We start from the raw sequence: 15,882 nt of genomic DNA, 5'->3' as shown, positions 1-15,882 counted from the left end.
GCCTCGGCGGCCGGCATCATCGAGCTTCTTTCGCCCTACCCGCCGGGCTGGGGCGGCACGCTGTTGCTCGGACTGCTCCATTCGATCGAGATCGCACTGGGCGCCACGTGCCTCGGTCTCCTGATCGGCACCGGCGGCGCTTTTGGCAAGCTCTATGGCGGCCCGGTCGTGCGCGACCTGCTGGCGGTTTACACCACCATAGTGCGCGCCGTGCCCGAACTGGTGCTGATCCTGCTGCTCTATTATGCCGGGACGGACCTGATCAATCAGGCGCTGACCGCAATGGGCTATCAGCGCGTCGACATCAGCGGCCTTGCCGCCGGCATCGCCGTGCTTGGCTTTGTTCAGGGCGCCTATTCAACCGAAGTGATCCGCGGTGCGATCCTGGCCATTCCGCAGGGACAAATTGAAGCTGCCCGTGCCTATGGCATGTCGCCCGGCCTGATGTTGCGGCGCATAACGCTGCCGGCGATGCTGCCCTTCGCCATACCGGGCCTCGCCAATCTCTGGCTGATTGCCACCAAGGACACAGCCCTGCTGGCGGTCGTCGGTTTCTACGAACTGGCGCTGGCGACGCGGCAGGCCGCGGGCGTCACCAAAGCCTATTTCACCTTCTTCGTCGCCGCAGGCGTGCTCTATCTCATCCTTTCGCTGGTTTCGAACCTGCTCATCGGCCGCCTTGAGACCTGGTCACGGCGCGGCATGCCTTCGCTCAAGGAAGCGCGGTGATGGCCGGAGAAGCGACCATCATCAGCGCTGCCGCACGGACGTCGCTGTGGCTGCGGCCGCATCGCATCGCGCTGATCCTGATCGCGATTGGCCTGGTGCTGAGCGCCGCCTTCTTCATGCGCTGGGACTGGCTGCCCCAATATTACGAAATGGGCCTGCTGGGCATCTGGCGCTCGCTGTGGATCCTGGCCGTCACCTGCTTTGTCGGCTTCCTTCTCGCCGTGCCGCTCGGGCTGGCGCAGGCCGCCGGTTCGTTCTGGTTTTCCGCACCGGCCACGACATTCTGCACCGTCATCCGGGGCACGCCGCTGCTGATCCAGCTGTGGCTGCTCTATTACGGGCTGGGCTCGCTGTTTCCGCAATATCCCTGGATCCGTGAATCCTGGATGTGGCCCTATCTCAGGCAGGCCTGGCCCTACGGCGTGCTGGCGCTGACCTTGTCCTTCGCCGGCTACGAGGGCGAAGTGATGCGCGGCGCCTTTGCCGGCGTGCCCAAGGGACAGCTAGAAGCGGCCCGCGCATTCGGCATGAGCCGCTGGAAGATTTTCCGCCGCATCTGGCTGCCGCAGGCCATCTACCGGGCGCTGCCGACGCTGACCGGCGAAACCGTGCTGCAGTTGAAGTCGACGCCGCTGGTGGCGACGATCAGCGTCATCGACATCTTCGCCGTCTCGTCCAAGGTGCGGCAGGACACTTATCTCACCTACGAGCCCTTGCTGCTCTTGGCGCTGATCTACATGACGATCACCGGTATTCTGGTGTTTGCCTTCAGCAAGATCGAGGCGCGGATTCCGAACAAGATTGGGTAGTGAAATGGTGAATGGTAAAATAGTGAATGGTGAATAGTCGGCGGAAAGGGGTCGCAATTTTCGCGCCCTCGCCTAAGACGGCCATTCACTATTCACCATTCACCGTCATTAAGGCTCACCATGCAACTCTCTCTCGACCAGGCAACCGGGCTTTGCCGGATGGCGGCACTCGGGGCCGGCGCCAATGAAGAGGCGGCGCAGTCGCTCACCGCCTCGATCATCGCCGCCGAGGCGGAAGGGCTTTCAACCGTCGGGCTGACGCACTTCATCGATTACCTCGAAGCCCTGGAAGCCGGCCGCATCGACGGCAATGCCGATCCGGTGATCACCAGGCCGGCGCTCGCCGTCTATCTCTCCGACGCGCGCGGTGGGCTCGCGCATACCGGCTTCGACCGCACCATCGACGATCTCGCCAAGGCGGCAAAGCTGTTCGGCGTCGCCATCTTCTCGCAGAAGAACGCCTATACGTGCGGCGCGCTCGGTTATTTCACCGGGCGTCTCGCGCAGCTGGGACTGGTCTCCTTCGCCGCCACCAACGGGCCGGCGGTGCTGGCCGGCTCGGGCTCGGTCAAGCCGGTCTATTGCACCAACCCGATGTCGTTTGCGGCGCCCGCCGCCGATGGCGCGCCGCTGGTCATCGACCAGTCGTCGAGCGCCACCGCCTTCGTCAACATCCGCAAGGCGGCCGAGGACGGCAAGAAGATCCCCGAAGGCTGGGCGCTGGACGCCAGCGGCAATCCGACCACCGATCCGGCCGCGGCCATGAAAGGCGCCATGCTGGCCTTCGGTGGCCAGCGCGGCGCCAACATCGCGCTGATGGTCGAAGTCCTGGCGGCCGGCCTGTCGGGCGCCAACTGGTCGCTCGACGCCCCCTGGTTCACCGGCGGACCGGACAGCCCGGGAACCGGCCTGTTCGTGCTCGCCGTCGAGCCAAAACTGCTCGATCCGGATTTCGAACAGCGCATGAAGGACCAGCTCGACCGGCTGCGCCGGCGCTTCGGCGTCCATGTGCCGGGCCGAGCCCGCGCCGAAGCGGCGGAAAAGGCGCAGGCCCGCGGCATCAACGCTCCCAAGGCCGTGGTGCAGCGCATTTCCGAATTCGCCGAGCGCTATTCGAGCTGAAGCAGTCTCGTCCAGGAGTTCGACTTGGATATTCCGAAAATGACCTGGACCAGGCTGGATCATCTGAAGGACGATCCGCCTCTTTTTCGCGGATCGCTGTTTCGTTACCGGAAGATGGCGTCCATAGAGGAAGTCATCGACTACATGCTTTTTGAAACGCATGAGGCGTCAGGCCTGGGTCTGGTTCGCGATTCCGGCTATGGAGCAGGCAACGTCCTCGTATTTCTTCCGGCAGAGGCGAAGGTCCCGGGCAAGGTGGTGGCCATTTCGCCCGAATGGCTGAGGCACAATTGGCAAAATTGCGTCGATAGCGAATCCACCCCCGACCAGGTCTGGGTTTGCCTGGCTGGTCGCCCGGCACCAGACAAACTGCCCGAAGAATAGCTTTTCGCAGCACCGCCCGTTGAACCTTTTCGGGCGCGGCAGCGACCAATAGCTGCCGGGTCGGGTTTGCCCGGTCGGTGTCTTCTGTCGAATGCGTTTAGGGCCGGGGCGGGCGTATGCCGTCTCAGGTCAGCCGCCTCGAGCCCTGTCTCGACCGTTGCGTCACCCGGAAAACCCCGCTTCGGCGGGGTTTTCTGCGTCTTACGCTAAGCGCGGTAAACATGACGGTGAAAGTTAACTTTTGTTAACTTGACTTGCCGGGAGCCATCGGGCGTTTGCTAGGGGTCATCACACAACAACAGGAGCTACGATGTCCGTAACCACCGACGCTTCCCGCGGCAGACTGATCATCCCGGTGTTTGGCCGCCTGTATTCGTCGTTGCATGACGGCGTGGAAACCCTGCTTCGCGTCGTCGCCGGCGGGTTTCTCACCATCCACGGCTCGCAGAAGATCACCAACCCTTTCGGCGCCGCCGAAATGGTCGAAGGTCTCGGCTTCTATCCCGGTGCGTTCTGGTCATTGCTTTTGTCCTGCACCGAATTCTTCGGCGGCATTTTGATCGCCATCGGCCTGTTGACCCGCCCGGCCGCCTTTGCCGGCATGTTCGTGCTGCTGGTCACCGTCTGGTTCCACTGGATCACTGTCGGCCAGGGCTTTTCCGGCGCTGAAAAGTCGCTTTTGTGGGCGGCAATCCTGCTGTTCTTCGTCATCCGCGGCGGCAACCGCCAATCGGTCGATGCGCGCATCGGCAAGGCGTTCTGAAAGGTGGGAAAATGGGGTGGCAGCGACGACGCGTCACCCTTTGCCTTTGGCCCAAAACGGACTATGAAACGGCTTCAGCCAAGCTTTCGAGCGCCGGAGCCAGCCATGACCGAAATCCTGCAAATCCCCAAGCTCGTGGTCGTCTTCGGCGGCTCCGGGTTTGTCGGCCGCCACATCGTGCGGGCGCTGGCCAAGCGCGGCTACCGCATCCGGGTGCCGGTGCGCCGGCCCGATCTCGCGGGCCATCTGCAGCCGCTCGGCAATGTCGGCCAGATCCAGCCTGTGCAGGCCAATGTGCGCATGCGCTGGTCGGTCGATCGCGCCGTGCAGGGCGCCGACCACGTCATCAACCTTGTCGCCATCCTGCATGAGAGCGGTCGGCAGAAGTTCAACACCGTGCACGAATTCGGCACCCGCGCCGTGGCCGAGGCAGCGCGCTCGGTCGGCGCCGGCCTCACCCATATTTCGGCGCTGGGCGCCAACCTTAACGCCGAGTCCGACTATGCCCGCACCAAGGCGCTCGGTGAAAAGGCCGTGCTGGAGACCATCCCCGATGCCGTCATCTTCCGTCCCTCGATCAATTTCGGGCCGGAGGACAGCTTCTTCAACCGCTTCGCTGAAATGGCGCGCTATTCGCCGGTGCTGCCGCTGATCGGCGGCGGCCACACCAAATTCCAGCCGGTCTATGTCGGCGATGTCGCCGAGGCGGTGGCGCGCTCGGTCGAAGGCAAGGTCCAGGGCGGCCAGATCTATGAGCTCGGCGGGCCGCAGGTGCTGACCTTCAAGGAATGCATGGAAGAGTTGCTCACGGTCATCGAACGCAAGCGGCTCCTGGTGCCGGTGCCGTGGTGGGTCGCCAATCTGCAGGCCTCGGTCCTCGGCCTGCTGCCCAATCCGCTGCTGACCAAGGACCAGGTGCTGCAGCTGCGCGAGCACAACATCGTCTCGGAGGCGGCGACCAAGGAGAACAGGACGCTTGCCGGCCTCGACATCCAGCCGCATTCGATTGGCACCATCCTGCCGAGCTACCTCTGGCGCTTCCGCGCCGCCGGCCAGTTCCAGCGCAAGCCCGCAGGGATCGCGTAACCAAGGCGTCGCGCCGTCAAACGCGGCGCGTGACCTGCATCGGCAGGCCGCCCTGCGGCTGCGTCGTCAATTTCTGCACCGGCCACGGCTTGGTTTCCGCCGTCACATCGAAGCGGAAGCGCGACAGCATGATGGCGAGCGCAATGATCGCCTCCTGCATGGCGAAACTGGCGCCGATGCAGATGCGCGGCCCGGCGCCGAACGGCAGATACTGGAAGCGGTCGATCTTCTCGCGATTTCCCGGATGGAACCGCTCCGGCATGAAGGCGTCGGGCCTGTCCCACAGTTTCCTGTGCCGGTGCACGACCCAGGGCATAACCAGCACGGCGGCGCGCTTGGGCAGCACCAGATCGTTCCACGTCTCCGTCTCGATCGGCTCGCGGTTGATCGACGGCGCCGGCGGATAGAGCCGCAGCGCCTCCTCAAAGGCGGCGCGGGTGAACGGCATGGCGTCGAGCCATTTCGTCGGGTCGGGTTCGCGTGCCAGCACGGAATCGATTTCGCGCTCGATTTTTTCGCGCTCCCACGGCGCTTCGGCCAGGCAATAGAGCGTCCAACCGAGGGCGCGCGCCGTGGTCTCGTGGCCGGCGCCGATGAAGGTGATGATGTTGTCCTCGACCTCGGCGCGCGTCAGCCCGTCCGGGCCTTCGGCCCGCAGCAGAAGCGTCAGGAAATCCTGCGGCGCGGTGTCGGGGTCTCGCTTCAGCCGCTCCTCGCGCATCTTGACCGTATCGGTGACGATCTTGCGGAAGTACGCCATGGTCTTGCGGCCGCGGATGCGGGTCAGCCGTGGCAGCCATTCGGGCGCGCGCAACAGATCGAGCGGATCGACGCGCCCCATGGTCTCGAACAGGCGATCGATCTCCCCGGCGAAGCTGCCAGGCTCACCAGCGATCTCGCCGGAAAACAGCGTTTCGGCCAGGATATCGTAGGTAAGCAGCGTCATGTCATGGGCGATATCGGACATACCGCCACTCTCGTAGCGGGTGACGAACTGCATCGTGCGGCGCAGCATCGGCTCGGCGAAACCGAAGATGTGACGCGGCGTGAACACCGGCGCGATCGCCTTGCGCGAGCGCTTCCACACCTCGCCCTCTGCGGTCAGCAGGCCGTCACGCAGGATCGGGCGCAAGATCATCTGGCGCACCGTCGCCATCTTGTAGTTCTTGGCGTTGTCGATCAGCACATGGCGGATGAGGCCCGGATCGTTGGCGATGATCAGGTGCCCGCCGATGCCATTCGCCGATATCCAGGGTTCGTTGTAGGTGTGCTCGCCCCACAGTTCGAGCGGATTGCGGTAAACGATCCGCATCATCTCCAGCGTCGAAGGCGGCGTCGTGCGCGGCTTGGGCGCCGGCGGCACGAAGGGAGCGGGCTGCGTGTCCATGAGGTACTCCGCTGATGCCTCAATGTAGTGGCTGGCAATCGGGGCGTCCATGTGACCGAAGGGCAAGCCGGAAAGTGGCAGCGCGGGCTTGCGTCGACAGATAGTGTGTTCATCGGATCGTGACCGCCTGTGAAACGGCTGCGCCTTGTCCGGTAGGACACTCTGCAGTAGGGCACAGTCACCAACAGATACTAAAAACCGCCCAGGAGAGCCCGCCTTGAAGCACCAGCTGAGCATCATCATAGGCAGCACGCGGCCCGGCCGTGCCGGGCCGGTCTTCGCCCACTGGCTGGAGGGATTTGCGCGCGAACACGGCAAATTCGAACCGGTGCTGACCGACATTGCCGCATTCCAGCTGCCGGTTCTGGACGAACCGCATCACCCGAGGCTCGGCAATTATCAGAACGACCACACCAAAGCCTGGTCGAAGGCCATCGATGCCGCCGACGCCTTTGTGTTCGTGGCGCCGGAGTACAATTATTTCGTCGCGCCGGCGATCGTCAACGCCATCGACTACCTCCTCCGCGAATGGAAATACAAGCCATCAGCGATCTTCAGCTATGGCGGCGTCTCCGGCGGCCTGCGTGCCGCGCAAGCGCTCAAGCCGCTGCTGACCTCGGTCGGCATCATGCCGATCCCCGAAGGTGTCGCGCTGCCGCTCTACCAGAAACTGCTGGAGAGCGACGGCTCCTTCAAGGCCAGCGAGCAGGTGCAGGGCGGAACCAAAGCCATGCTGGACGAGCTGTCGCGCTGGAGCGAGGCGCTGAAGCCGATGCGGGCGGCGTAAAGCAGCCGGTTTTCGGCCCCGGCTTGCTCATGCCATAAAGAGATGGAATGGTCGGCAGGTGACTGAGCCGGGGGCGGTTCGACTTGCGGTTTTTGTTTGCCTTGCTGCTGATGCTTGCGACCACCGCGACCGCGGTGGCGGAGCGGCGCGTGGCGCTGGTCATTGCCGATGACGACTATCGGCTGGTGCGGAAGCTCTCCAATCCGGTCAATGACGGCGAGGCGATGGAAGCGGCGCTGAAGAAGCTTGGCTTCGAAGTTACTCTCGAAACCAATCGCGACCTCAGGCGCATGCGCCGCGCGCTCGACGATTTTCGCGAGGACGCCAAGGGCGCCGATGTGGCGCTGGTGTATTTTTCCGGCCATGGCGTCGAAATCTCAGGCGATAACCGGCTGTTGCCGGTCGACGCCGATGCCTCCTCGCTCGACCAGCTGGAAAAGACCAGCCTGCCGCTGGAAGAGGTGCGCGACGCGGTTGCCGCCACTGCCAAGGTCGGGCTGATCGTGCTCGATGCCTGCCGCAGCGATCCGTTCTCCGGGACTAGCGGCGACGGGCGCGGCGCGACATCGCTGATCAAGGATCTGGTGGACAAGGTCAAGCCGGGTCTCGGGCGCATCGGCAAGGCGGAAAACATCCTGTTCGCCTTTTCGGCGGCGCCCGGCGAGACGGCCGCCGACGGAACCGGCGCGAATTCGCCCTTCACAGCGGCGCTGACCAAATATCTCGGCACCGACGGGCTCGAGATACGCTCGGTGCTGACGCTGGTGCAGCAGGAGGTCTATGACCTCAGCCGCGGCAAGCAGTTGCCCTATGTCGAAAACGGACTGCCGAAGTTGTTCTTTGCCTCGGCGGCCAAGGAGCAGTTGCCGGAGCGCGAACGGCTGTTGCTCGCCATGGCCGACGTGACGCCCGAGATGCGCGGCGCGGTCGAACGGGTCGCCAGCGATGCCGATATGCCGCTGGCGCCGCTCTATGGCGCGCTGATCAGCACCGATACCAGCCATCTCTCCGGCGAAAGCCTGGACGCCCGGCTGCGCGAGGCGGCTGACGCTTTCGTCAAGGTGCGCGATGACATGAAGGCGTTCGCCGCCGACGACCCGAAGGTGGCCGACCTTCGCCGACAGGCCGAGCAGCAATTGTCGCTCGGCGCCTTCGACGGCGCACGCGTAATCCTCGCCAAGGCCGCCGATATCGACAATGTCTCGCGCAGCACGCTGAAGGACAAATTCGTCAGCCGAACCCTTTCCGAGGCCGCGACGCGCTTTCTGTCAGGCGGCGCGGCGCGCGCCAGCCTCGACTATGCCACCGCCATCAAGGACTATGAAACGGTGCTGTCGCTGTATGGCGAGGCCGGGCAGACCTCGCTCAGCCTGGAACAGGCCGACCGCCAGAGCCGCACGCTGGAAGAACTCGGCATCCTCTATACGACGGTCGGCAATGTCGAGGCGGCCGGCCGCGCCTTTACAGCACTGCTGGCCAATCTCGAGCAGCGGTCGCGCCAGGAGAGCGACCCCAGCGTCAAGCGTGACCTTGCCATCAGCCATATCAAGCTCGCCAACATAAAGATGGCGCAAGGTGACCTGCCGGCCTCGCTCGAAAACTATGAGGCGGCCAGGGACATGCTGCGGGATCTGACCGCAAAGGTCCGTGACAAAAAAGACTGGCTCGGCGATCTGGCCACGGCTAATGACAAGATCGGCAATGTGCTGGCGACGCAAGGTGATGTGGGTGCGGCAGCCCAGGCCTATCAGCAAAGCCTGGCCATCAAGCAGCAATTGGCCAATGCCGAGCCGAACAGCGTCTATTTGCTGCGCGACCTGACCATTACCTATGACGAAATCGGCGATCTTGCTCGTACCGCCGGCCAGTTGGATGGCGCCCAGACGGCATTTGAAGAGAGCCTGAGAATTCGGCTGGCACTGGCCGAGAATAAACCCGATGACCCCAGGCACCAGCACGCCGTCTCCGTCAGCTACACCAGAATCGGCGACGTTCTGCGTGAGCGTGGCGACGCTGCCGGTGCGCTCGACGCCTACAACAAGAGCCAGGTGATCGCCGAAGCGCTTGTGCGCCGCGACTCAAACGACACCGATTTGAAGCGCGACCTGTCGGTCGGTTACGCCAAGATCGGCAAAGCTTACAGCGACCAGAAGGATTGGCCGCTAGCGCTGGAGTCCTTCCAGCAGGCGCTGGCCACGGCGCGCGACCTTGCCGCCATCGATCCCGGCAACACGGACTGGCAGCGCGACCTGTCTGTGTGTCTCGAACAGGTCGCCGAGGTGCGTAGAGAGCAGGGCGATGCCAGCGGTGCTCTGCAAAACTATCAGGACAGTCTTGCTATAGCCGATCGGCTGGCCAAGCTCGATCCTGCCAATTCGAACTGGCAGCGCGATATGTCGATCACCTTGCAGAAGATCGGTTATCTGGAAACCGATCGACGTCACTTTGAGGGCTCCAAGGCGGCCTTCGAGGCCAGCCTCGCCATTGCCCAGAAATTGGCCCAGTCCGATCCGAACAATGCGATCTGGCAAATCGATCTGGCGCGCGCCTACGTCGCCTATGCCTATGTGGCGAGGGATCCGAAGGCGGCGCTGACCAAGGCGCTCAAGCTGACGCTGGAGCTCGACCGTACGGGACGGCTGGCGCCCGGAGACAAATTCATGATCAAATATTTGCGCAACCTTCTGGCCCATTCCAACGCCCGAAAAAAATAGCCGGCTGCCGGTTGGGGATTTAGGCTGGAAATCCCCGCAAACCTTGGAAAAGCCGCCTTTAGCGCCTATATCTAGGCGATATCAGAAGCGCGATTCGGGGCCGATTTTTCGCGCTGTATAAGCGGCATCTAGACAACAGGTTTTCATGAGCGATCAGAGCGACAACACCATCGGCGCCGAAGCCGAATACGGCGCCGATTCCATCAAGGTTTTGAAGGGGTTGGACGCCGTCCGCAAGCGGCCGGGCATGTATATCGGCGACACCGATGACGGCTCGGGCCTGCATCACATGGTCTATGAGGTGGTCGACAACGCCATCGACGAGGCGCTGGCCGGCCATGCCGACCTGGTGACGGTGACGCTCAATCCCGACGGTTCGGTCACCGTTATCGACAATGGCCGCGGCATTCCGACCGATATCCACACTGGCGAGGGCATTTCGGCGGCCGAAGTGATCATGACGCAGCTGCATGCCGGCGGCAAATTCGACCAGAATTCCTACAAGGTGTCCGGCGGCCTGCACGGCGTCGGCGTCTCGGTGGTCAATGCGCTGTCGGCCTGGCTGAAGCTGAAAATCCGCCGCAACGGCCAGATTTTCGAAATGAGCTTCACGCACGGCAATTCCGATGCGCCGCTGAAGGCCACCGGCAGCTACGAGCAGGACAAGCAGCCCGGCACCTATGAAGGCCGCAGCGGTTCCGAGATCACCTTCTTTCCGTCGTCCGAAACCTTCACCATGGTCGAGTTCGATTTCGCCACGCTGGAACACCGGCTGCGCGAGCTTGCCTTCCTGAATTCGGGTGTGCGCATCATCTTGACCGATGCCCGCCATGCTGACGTCGTGCGCCACGAGTTGCACTATGATGGCGGGCTGGAAGAGTTCGTCAAATATCTCGACCGGGTCAAGAAACCGCTGATCGACAAGCCGATTGCCATCAAGGCGGAGCGCGACGGCATCACCGTCGAAGTGGCGATGTGGTGGAACGACAGCTACCACGAGAACGTGCTGGCCTTCACCAACAACATCCCGCAGCGCGACGGCGGCACCCATCTGGCCGGTTTCCGTGGCGCGCTGACGCGCCAGATCACCGGCTATGGCGAGTCCTCGGGTCTGACCAAGAAGGAAAAGGTGGCGCTGATCGGCGACGATTGCCGCGAAGGTTTGACGGCGGTGCTGTCGGTCAAGGTTCCCGATCCGAAATTCTCCTCACAGACCAAGGACAAGCTGGTCTCGTCCGAGGTGCGTCCGGTGGTCGAAGGCCTGGTCAACGAGGCACTCGGCACCTGGCTGGAAGAACACCCGACCGAAGGCAAGGTCGTCATCGACAAGGTGATCCAGGCGGCCGCGGCGCGCGAGGCGGCGCGCAAGGCGCGCGACATCACCCGCAAGAGCTCGCTCGGCGTCACCTCGCTGCCCGGCAAGCTGGCCGATTGCCAGGAACGCGACCCGGCGAAATCCGAAATCTTCATCGTCGAGGGTGACTCCGCCGGCGGTTCGGCCAAGGGCGGCCGTTCGCGGCAGAACCAGGCGATCCTGCCGTTGCGCGGCAAGATCCTCAATGTCGAGCGCGCGCGCTTCGACCGCATGCTCGGCTCCGAGATGATCGGCACGCTGATCACCGCGCTCGGTACCTCGATCGGCAAGGACGAGTTCAACGCCGACAAATTGCGCTACCACAAGATCATCCTGATGACCGACGCCGACGTCGACGGCGCCCATATCAGGACCTTACTGCTGACCTTCTTCTTCCGGCAGATGCCGGAGCTGATCGAGCGCGGCCATCTCTACATCGCCCAGCCGCCGCTCTACAAAGTGACGCGGGGCAAAAGCTCGCAATACATCAAGGACGAGAGCGCCTTCGAGGAGTTCCTGATCGGCTCCGGGCTGGAGGAGGCGTCGCTGACACTCGCCTCCGGCGAAGCGCGGGCCGGACAGGATCTGCGCGGGTCCATCGACGACGCGCTGGCGGTGCGCCAGCTGATCAACGGGCTGCACACGCGCTACAACAGGGGCGTGGTCGAACAGGCGGCGATTGCCGGCGCGCTCAATGCCGATGTGCTCAACGATCTTGGCCGCGCCAACGCCATGGCCGAACGCGTCGCCCAGCGCCTCGACATCATTGCCGAGGATACAGAGCGCGGCTGGACCGGCCGGCTGTCGACCTCCAACGAAGGTGTCGGCGGCTATGTCTTCGAGCGCACGGTGCGCAGCGTCAAGGAGTTCGCCCAGCTCGATGCCGGGCTGATCAATTCGGCCGACGCACGCCAGCTCGACCGCTATGCGCCGCGCCTCACCGAGGTCTATGGCGAGCCGCCGGTGCTGCGCCGCAAGGATGTCTCCGAAACCATTTCGGGGCCGCTGGCGCTGCTCAATGCGGTGTTTGCGACGGGCCGCAAAGGCTTGACCATGCAGCGCTACAAGGGCCTCGGCGAGATGAACGCCGAGCAGCTGTGGGAAACCACGCTCGACCCGAATGTGCGCTCGCTGCTGCAGGTCAAGGTCAATGACGCGACCGATGCTGACAGCTTGTTTTCGCGGCTGATGGGCGACGAGGTCGAACCGCGGCGCGAATTCATCCAGGACAACGCGCTGTCGGTAGCCAATCTGGATATTTGAGGCCTGAGACTTCCTATCGTTTCGTCATCCACGGGCGGAGCAAGGAGCGTAGCGACGCGGCGCAGACCCTAGGATCCATGCCGTAACATTAAGGCATTGAAAACAGTGCAGAATTCTGCCTCGCTGCACCCTTCGATCGAGGTCACGGAATGGATCCTAGGGTCTTCGCGACGGAGCTTCGCTCCTGCTTCGCCCTAGGATGACGAAGTCGGGAAGGCTTCGGCCAATCTCCACCGATGAACCGCTCTCGACACCGCCGCTCAGCTCGGCTCAAGCCTGCGGCCGAGATCGACGGCGTCGCGCAGCACTTGCAGATGCGAGCGCGGCACTGCGCCTGCTGGCGGGGCGACCTCGTCGCCGGTTGCCGTCGATGACCAATAGAGCGTGTGGGTGAAGACGCGGCCGAGCGAGCTGTGCAGCTCGACCTGGATATTCTCGACGCCGGGGCCGAAATTTTCCGTCATCGGTCCCGAAATAGGATCGCCTGTCGCCCAGCCATTGCCGTGATCGAAGACGTTGGTCCAGCGCGTTGCCGCAAACACCGCGCCATGATGCACCGCGCGCTGCGCCTTGCCTGCGGGGCTGTGACCCTCCTGATAAAGCACGGTGCCGCCGGCCTGCCCGCCATCGGCAATCGGCGGGCACGCCGAGAACAGCCGCTCGGCGAGGCCGCGCCGGAATTCGGCGAGATTGTAGGTCACCAGAAACTCGCTGTGGGAGAGCGGACTGCCAAGCGTGACGAAATCGCTGATCTTCCATGGCAGTGGATGGTCCGCGTCTTTGGCCCGGAGCTGCCGATACAGCTCCCACTGCTCGCGTCGAAAGCCGGCGAGGTCGTTGATGCCCGTGGGCCACGTTGAGCCATCGGAACCGAGCGTTGCGTTGTCGATGGCTTCGACCGCTTCCAGTTTCGCCTTGTCGCGGACGGCTTCCAGTCTTCGCGGCCGGAACTCGGCCCACAAGATCTGCAGCAGATCATAGGCGATGATCGACCCCAGGCTGTGCGAGACGAGCACAATGCGGTCGTAAGCATCGTCCTTCATGAGCGTCTTGAGCAGCGTCAGGCCGCGGTCGCGGATCAAGGCCCGCTTCTCGATCGTCGCCGCTTCGGCGCGCACATAGGCGGCGACGTCGCCGAAATAGGGAAGGGCGAACTGGTCCACTGCCCAGATGACAAAAGAGGCGAGAGCGGTGATCACGAGGCCGGTAGCCACGGACAAAGCCTGCTGCCAGATCGACGTCGCCAGCACCAGTGCCGCGCCGAGAATGAGGATGACGATCAAAAGCGTGGCGGCATAGAGCTTGCGGGCGTCGGGCGGAATATCGGCGGGCTTGCGCCACAACAGGTTCGTCACCCAGGCGGCCAGCCGTCCGCGCGTCGTGCCTTGCGTGATGTCGGCCCAATAGAGTTCGTAGAAATCGGTGCGGCGGCCATCGACATCGTAAGGCGTGGTGATGCGGCGCAACTCGTGCGACTTGGTCCGGCTGTCGGGCGTGATCCAGCTTTGGTTAATCGTGGTGTCGGGCTGGGCCGGATCAGGGATCCGGGCGTAAGGCGGAGCACGGGTGGGATCGCCGCTCCAGACCGCCTGAACAAAGCCGCGCAGCGTATCCATAGGCCGCTGCTCACCCATGCCATGCACGATCACCACCGCCTGGCTGAGCTTGTGCGGGGCTTTTTTGGAAGCCGGCGATGCGACAGCTGTAGGCACCAACGTCTCCGTTGACGAGATCCTGCCGAGAGGCCGGGATTGTTTCCATGCTAGCCCGGGATGCCTCCCCGAGCCAACAATACACCGCAACCAATGTGGAACTCCGTGAACCAATCCACACTTTTGCAGTCTTGGCTCGTGCCAGCGCGCCAAATGGCGCATCGGCCGGCGCGTCGGCCAATGCCGGCGGCGCATCGGCTGACAATGGGATGTCCTATCTCGTGGATTCGCTGTTTCGCCCGGCGGACGCCAGCAAGCTGGCGGCTGTCAATCCGGATTGCGACGCCGCCGCGGTCGGCCAGGCCTCGCGCATCCTTCATCGACAGTGCCGCGGCAGCCCTCGGCGGCAGGCAGCGCGATGATGAGGAAGCGCTGTTCGTCCCAGTCGCTGAACCGCCTGCGCTCTTTAAAGCAGGAAGCCCGGCCGCAGGGCCGGGCTTTTCGTTCGCTAAAAACGCAGCGGCGTCAGTGATCCATCCCCTTGACGATTTCCTCGGTCATCTTCTTGTTTGCCAGGCGAATATGCCGATGGCACCGGAGCAGCCGTCAAGAGAGGGAAGCGGGCTCAAGCGGGCGCGAAAAGATCCGCGAAGCCCACAAACGGCTTCAGCGGGCAGTACCGCACGTCAAGCAACGCTTCGTCAACATAGGGCAGGGACTCGACGAAGCTCCTGACCTCGTCCATCGTGCTCGTCTCCATTTCCAGTACCGCGCCGCCTCCCTCCAGCAACCCATGGATCGCACGCACGGAACCGGCGGCGATGCCCGCCCAGGCAGCCAGAAGCTCTGCCCGGTGAAGCCTTGCCAGGCCGTCTGTGGCGGCACCTGGCCGTCTGGTCAATATCACGACGGTCTTCATATCACGCCCCAATATCTGCAGTTTGAGGAGCCGTCTCAACCGATCGCCGGGCAAATTGCCTGCCCGCAATATGCGCCAGCAATCCGCTTTGACCTGCGGCAACATCACTGGCCAGGACGTGGGCGTCCGGATAGTCCCCCCCGTTTTGCGACCGGAAGGGGATGAGTGGATCCTCGAAAAGACCTTCGAGACGAAGGCGCCATTCATCGTCCGCTGCAGCCACGCCTTGGACCGTGATGCTTCCGGTTCCATAGACCGCATGGGTGGGCAGCACGCCCATGCCGGGGAAGAACAGGGTGCCGTGGGTGATGGGGAAGAGCAGTTGCTCGAGCGGCCCGTTGATGCCTCGCGGCGAATAGTCCTTCTCCGGACCGCCGACCATCACGGATAACATTGCCCGTTTGCCCTTGAGGGCACCATCGCCGTAGCGATACTTGTTGCCGGCACCCTTGAAGCCATACGCCAGGCCGTATGCAAAGACACGGTCGACCCAGCCCTTGAGGATCGCCGGCATACCGAACCACCAAAGCGGAAACTGCAGTATCACCGCGTCAGCGGCCAGGATTTTTTCTTGTTCGGCCTCGACGTCCGAGGTCTGCAGCCCGTTGCCATAGGCATGCTCGGACTCGGTAATAAACCCAAGCCGGCTCGTGTCGAGGCGGGACGGAAAGTCATGTTCATCGAACGTGGCCTTCCAGTTCATGCGGTACAGGTCCGACAGCAGGACTTTGTGCCCTTGCCCCTCAAGGGCCTCGACACCGACGCTGACGAGGTGGTGGGTTAGCGATGTGGGTTCGGGTTGCGCATGAACGATGAGAACCGTCTTCTTCATGATTTCATTCTCCACTTGAGACCGCTGGGATGAAAGGAGCCGCTTTGTAGTTCCTGCCTACTGCAGCCGGAGCGCACAGCT

The 15,882-nt window shown here is 63.3% G+C and carries 13 protein-coding genes and 1 pseudogene; 10 read left to right on the top strand and 4 right to left on the bottom strand.

Annotated elements, in window-relative coordinates:
* Positions 1-15 precede the first annotated feature (15 nt).
* The 6 genes from FJV77_RS16810 to FJV77_RS16785 all read left to right on the top strand — a co-directional run bounded on the left by FJV77_RS16810 (position 16) and on the right by FJV77_RS16785 (position 4,893).
* Positions 16-729, top strand: a complete 714-nt coding sequence (locus FJV77_RS16810; RefSeq protein WP_246691293.1) for an ABC transporter permease — start codon at positions 16-18, stop codon at positions 727-729.
* Positions 729-1,538, top strand: coding sequence for an ABC transporter permease (locus FJV77_RS16805; protein ID WP_142867900.1), 810 nt, complete (start codon positions 729-731; stop codon positions 1,536-1,538). The genes FJV77_RS16810 and FJV77_RS16805 overlap by 1 nt, the downstream gene beginning before the upstream one ends.
* A 120-nt stretch (positions 1,539-1,658) precedes the next feature.
* On the top strand, positions 1,659-2,660 hold the full coding sequence (locus FJV77_RS16800; RefSeq protein WP_142867899.1) for an Ldh family oxidoreductase: 1,002 nt from the start codon (positions 1,659-1,661) through the stop codon (positions 2,658-2,660).
* 24 nt (positions 2,661-2,684) lie between these two features.
* On the top strand, positions 2,685-3,044 hold the full coding sequence (gene imm45 / locus FJV77_RS16795) for an Imm45 family immunity protein (protein WP_142867898.1): 360 nt from the start codon (positions 2,685-2,687) through the stop codon (positions 3,042-3,044).
* A 310-nt stretch (positions 3,045-3,354) separates the two neighbouring features.
* Positions 3,355-3,807, top strand: a complete 453-nt coding sequence (locus FJV77_RS16790; protein ID WP_142867897.1) for a DoxX family protein — start codon at positions 3,355-3,357, stop codon at positions 3,805-3,807.
* Positions 3,808-3,912: 105 nt separating this feature from the next.
* The gene (locus FJV77_RS16785) at positions 3,913-4,893 is read left to right on the top strand and encodes a complex I NDUFA9 subunit family protein (protein ID WP_142867896.1); all 981 of its coding nucleotides are present in this window, start codon (positions 3,913-3,915) and stop codon (positions 4,891-4,893) included.
* A gap of 16 nt (positions 4,894-4,909) precedes the next feature.
* Here FJV77_RS16785 and FJV77_RS16780 read toward each other — a convergent pair whose 3' ends face one another.
* On the bottom strand, positions 4,910-6,280 hold the full coding sequence (locus FJV77_RS16780) for a cytochrome P450 (protein ID WP_142867895.1): 1,371 nt from the start codon (positions 6,278-6,280) through the stop codon (positions 4,910-4,912).
* Positions 6,281-6,497: 217 nt separating this feature from the next.
* Between FJV77_RS16780 and FJV77_RS16775 the strand changes: the two genes are divergently transcribed.
* The 3 genes from FJV77_RS16775 (at position 6,498) to gyrB (ending at position 12,398) form a co-directional block, all read left to right on the top strand.
* Positions 6,498-7,067, top strand: coding sequence for an NADPH-dependent FMN reductase (locus FJV77_RS16775; protein WP_142867894.1), 570 nt, complete (start codon positions 6,498-6,500; stop codon positions 7,065-7,067).
* Between the two features lie 83 nt (positions 7,068-7,150).
* Entirely contained in the window at positions 7,151-9,781 is a 2,631-nt protein-coding gene (locus FJV77_RS16770; RefSeq protein WP_246691288.1) for a caspase family protein, read from the top strand.
* A 145-nt stretch (positions 9,782-9,926) separates the two neighbouring features.
* Positions 9,927-12,398: a DNA topoisomerase (ATP-hydrolyzing) subunit B gene (gene gyrB / locus FJV77_RS16765; RefSeq protein WP_142867893.1), complete on the top strand. Its 2,472-nt coding sequence runs from the start codon at positions 9,927-9,929 to the stop codon at positions 12,396-12,398.
* A gap of 260 nt (positions 12,399-12,658) precedes the next feature.
* On the opposite strand, the gene FJV77_RS16760 is transcribed toward gyrB, so the two are convergent.
* Positions 12,659-14,110, bottom strand: a complete 1,452-nt coding sequence (locus FJV77_RS16760) for a hypothetical protein (protein WP_142867892.1) — start codon at positions 14,108-14,110, stop codon at positions 12,659-12,661.
* Between the two features lie 125 nt (positions 14,111-14,235).
* Here FJV77_RS16760 and FJV77_RS32930 point away from each other — a divergent pair.
* Positions 14,236-14,785, top strand: a pseudogene (locus FJV77_RS32930) (hypothetical protein); the annotation flags it as partial.
* On the opposite strand, the gene FJV77_RS16750 reads toward FJV77_RS32930, so the two are convergent.
* Both FJV77_RS16750 and FJV77_RS16745 read right to left on the bottom strand, forming a co-directional pair.
* Positions 14,676-14,969: a hypothetical protein gene (locus FJV77_RS16750; RefSeq protein WP_246691287.1), complete on the bottom strand. Its 294-nt coding sequence runs from the start codon at positions 14,967-14,969 to the stop codon at positions 14,676-14,678. The pseudogene FJV77_RS32930 and the gene FJV77_RS16750 sit on opposite strands and share 110 nt — an antisense overlap.
* A 1-nt stretch (position 14,970) precedes the next feature.
* Entirely contained in the window at positions 14,971-15,801 is an 831-nt protein-coding gene (locus FJV77_RS16745) for an NAD(P)H-dependent oxidoreductase (protein ID WP_142867891.1), read from the bottom strand.
* Between the last annotated feature and the right edge of the window lie 81 nt (positions 15,802-15,882).

The organism is Mesorhizobium sp. WSM4306 (assembly GCF_007003975.1).
In the GTDB taxonomy this organism is placed as follows: domain Bacteria; phylum Pseudomonadota; class Alphaproteobacteria; order Rhizobiales; family Rhizobiaceae; genus Mesorhizobium.
This window is presented reverse-complemented; position numbering and strand designations above follow the sequence as displayed.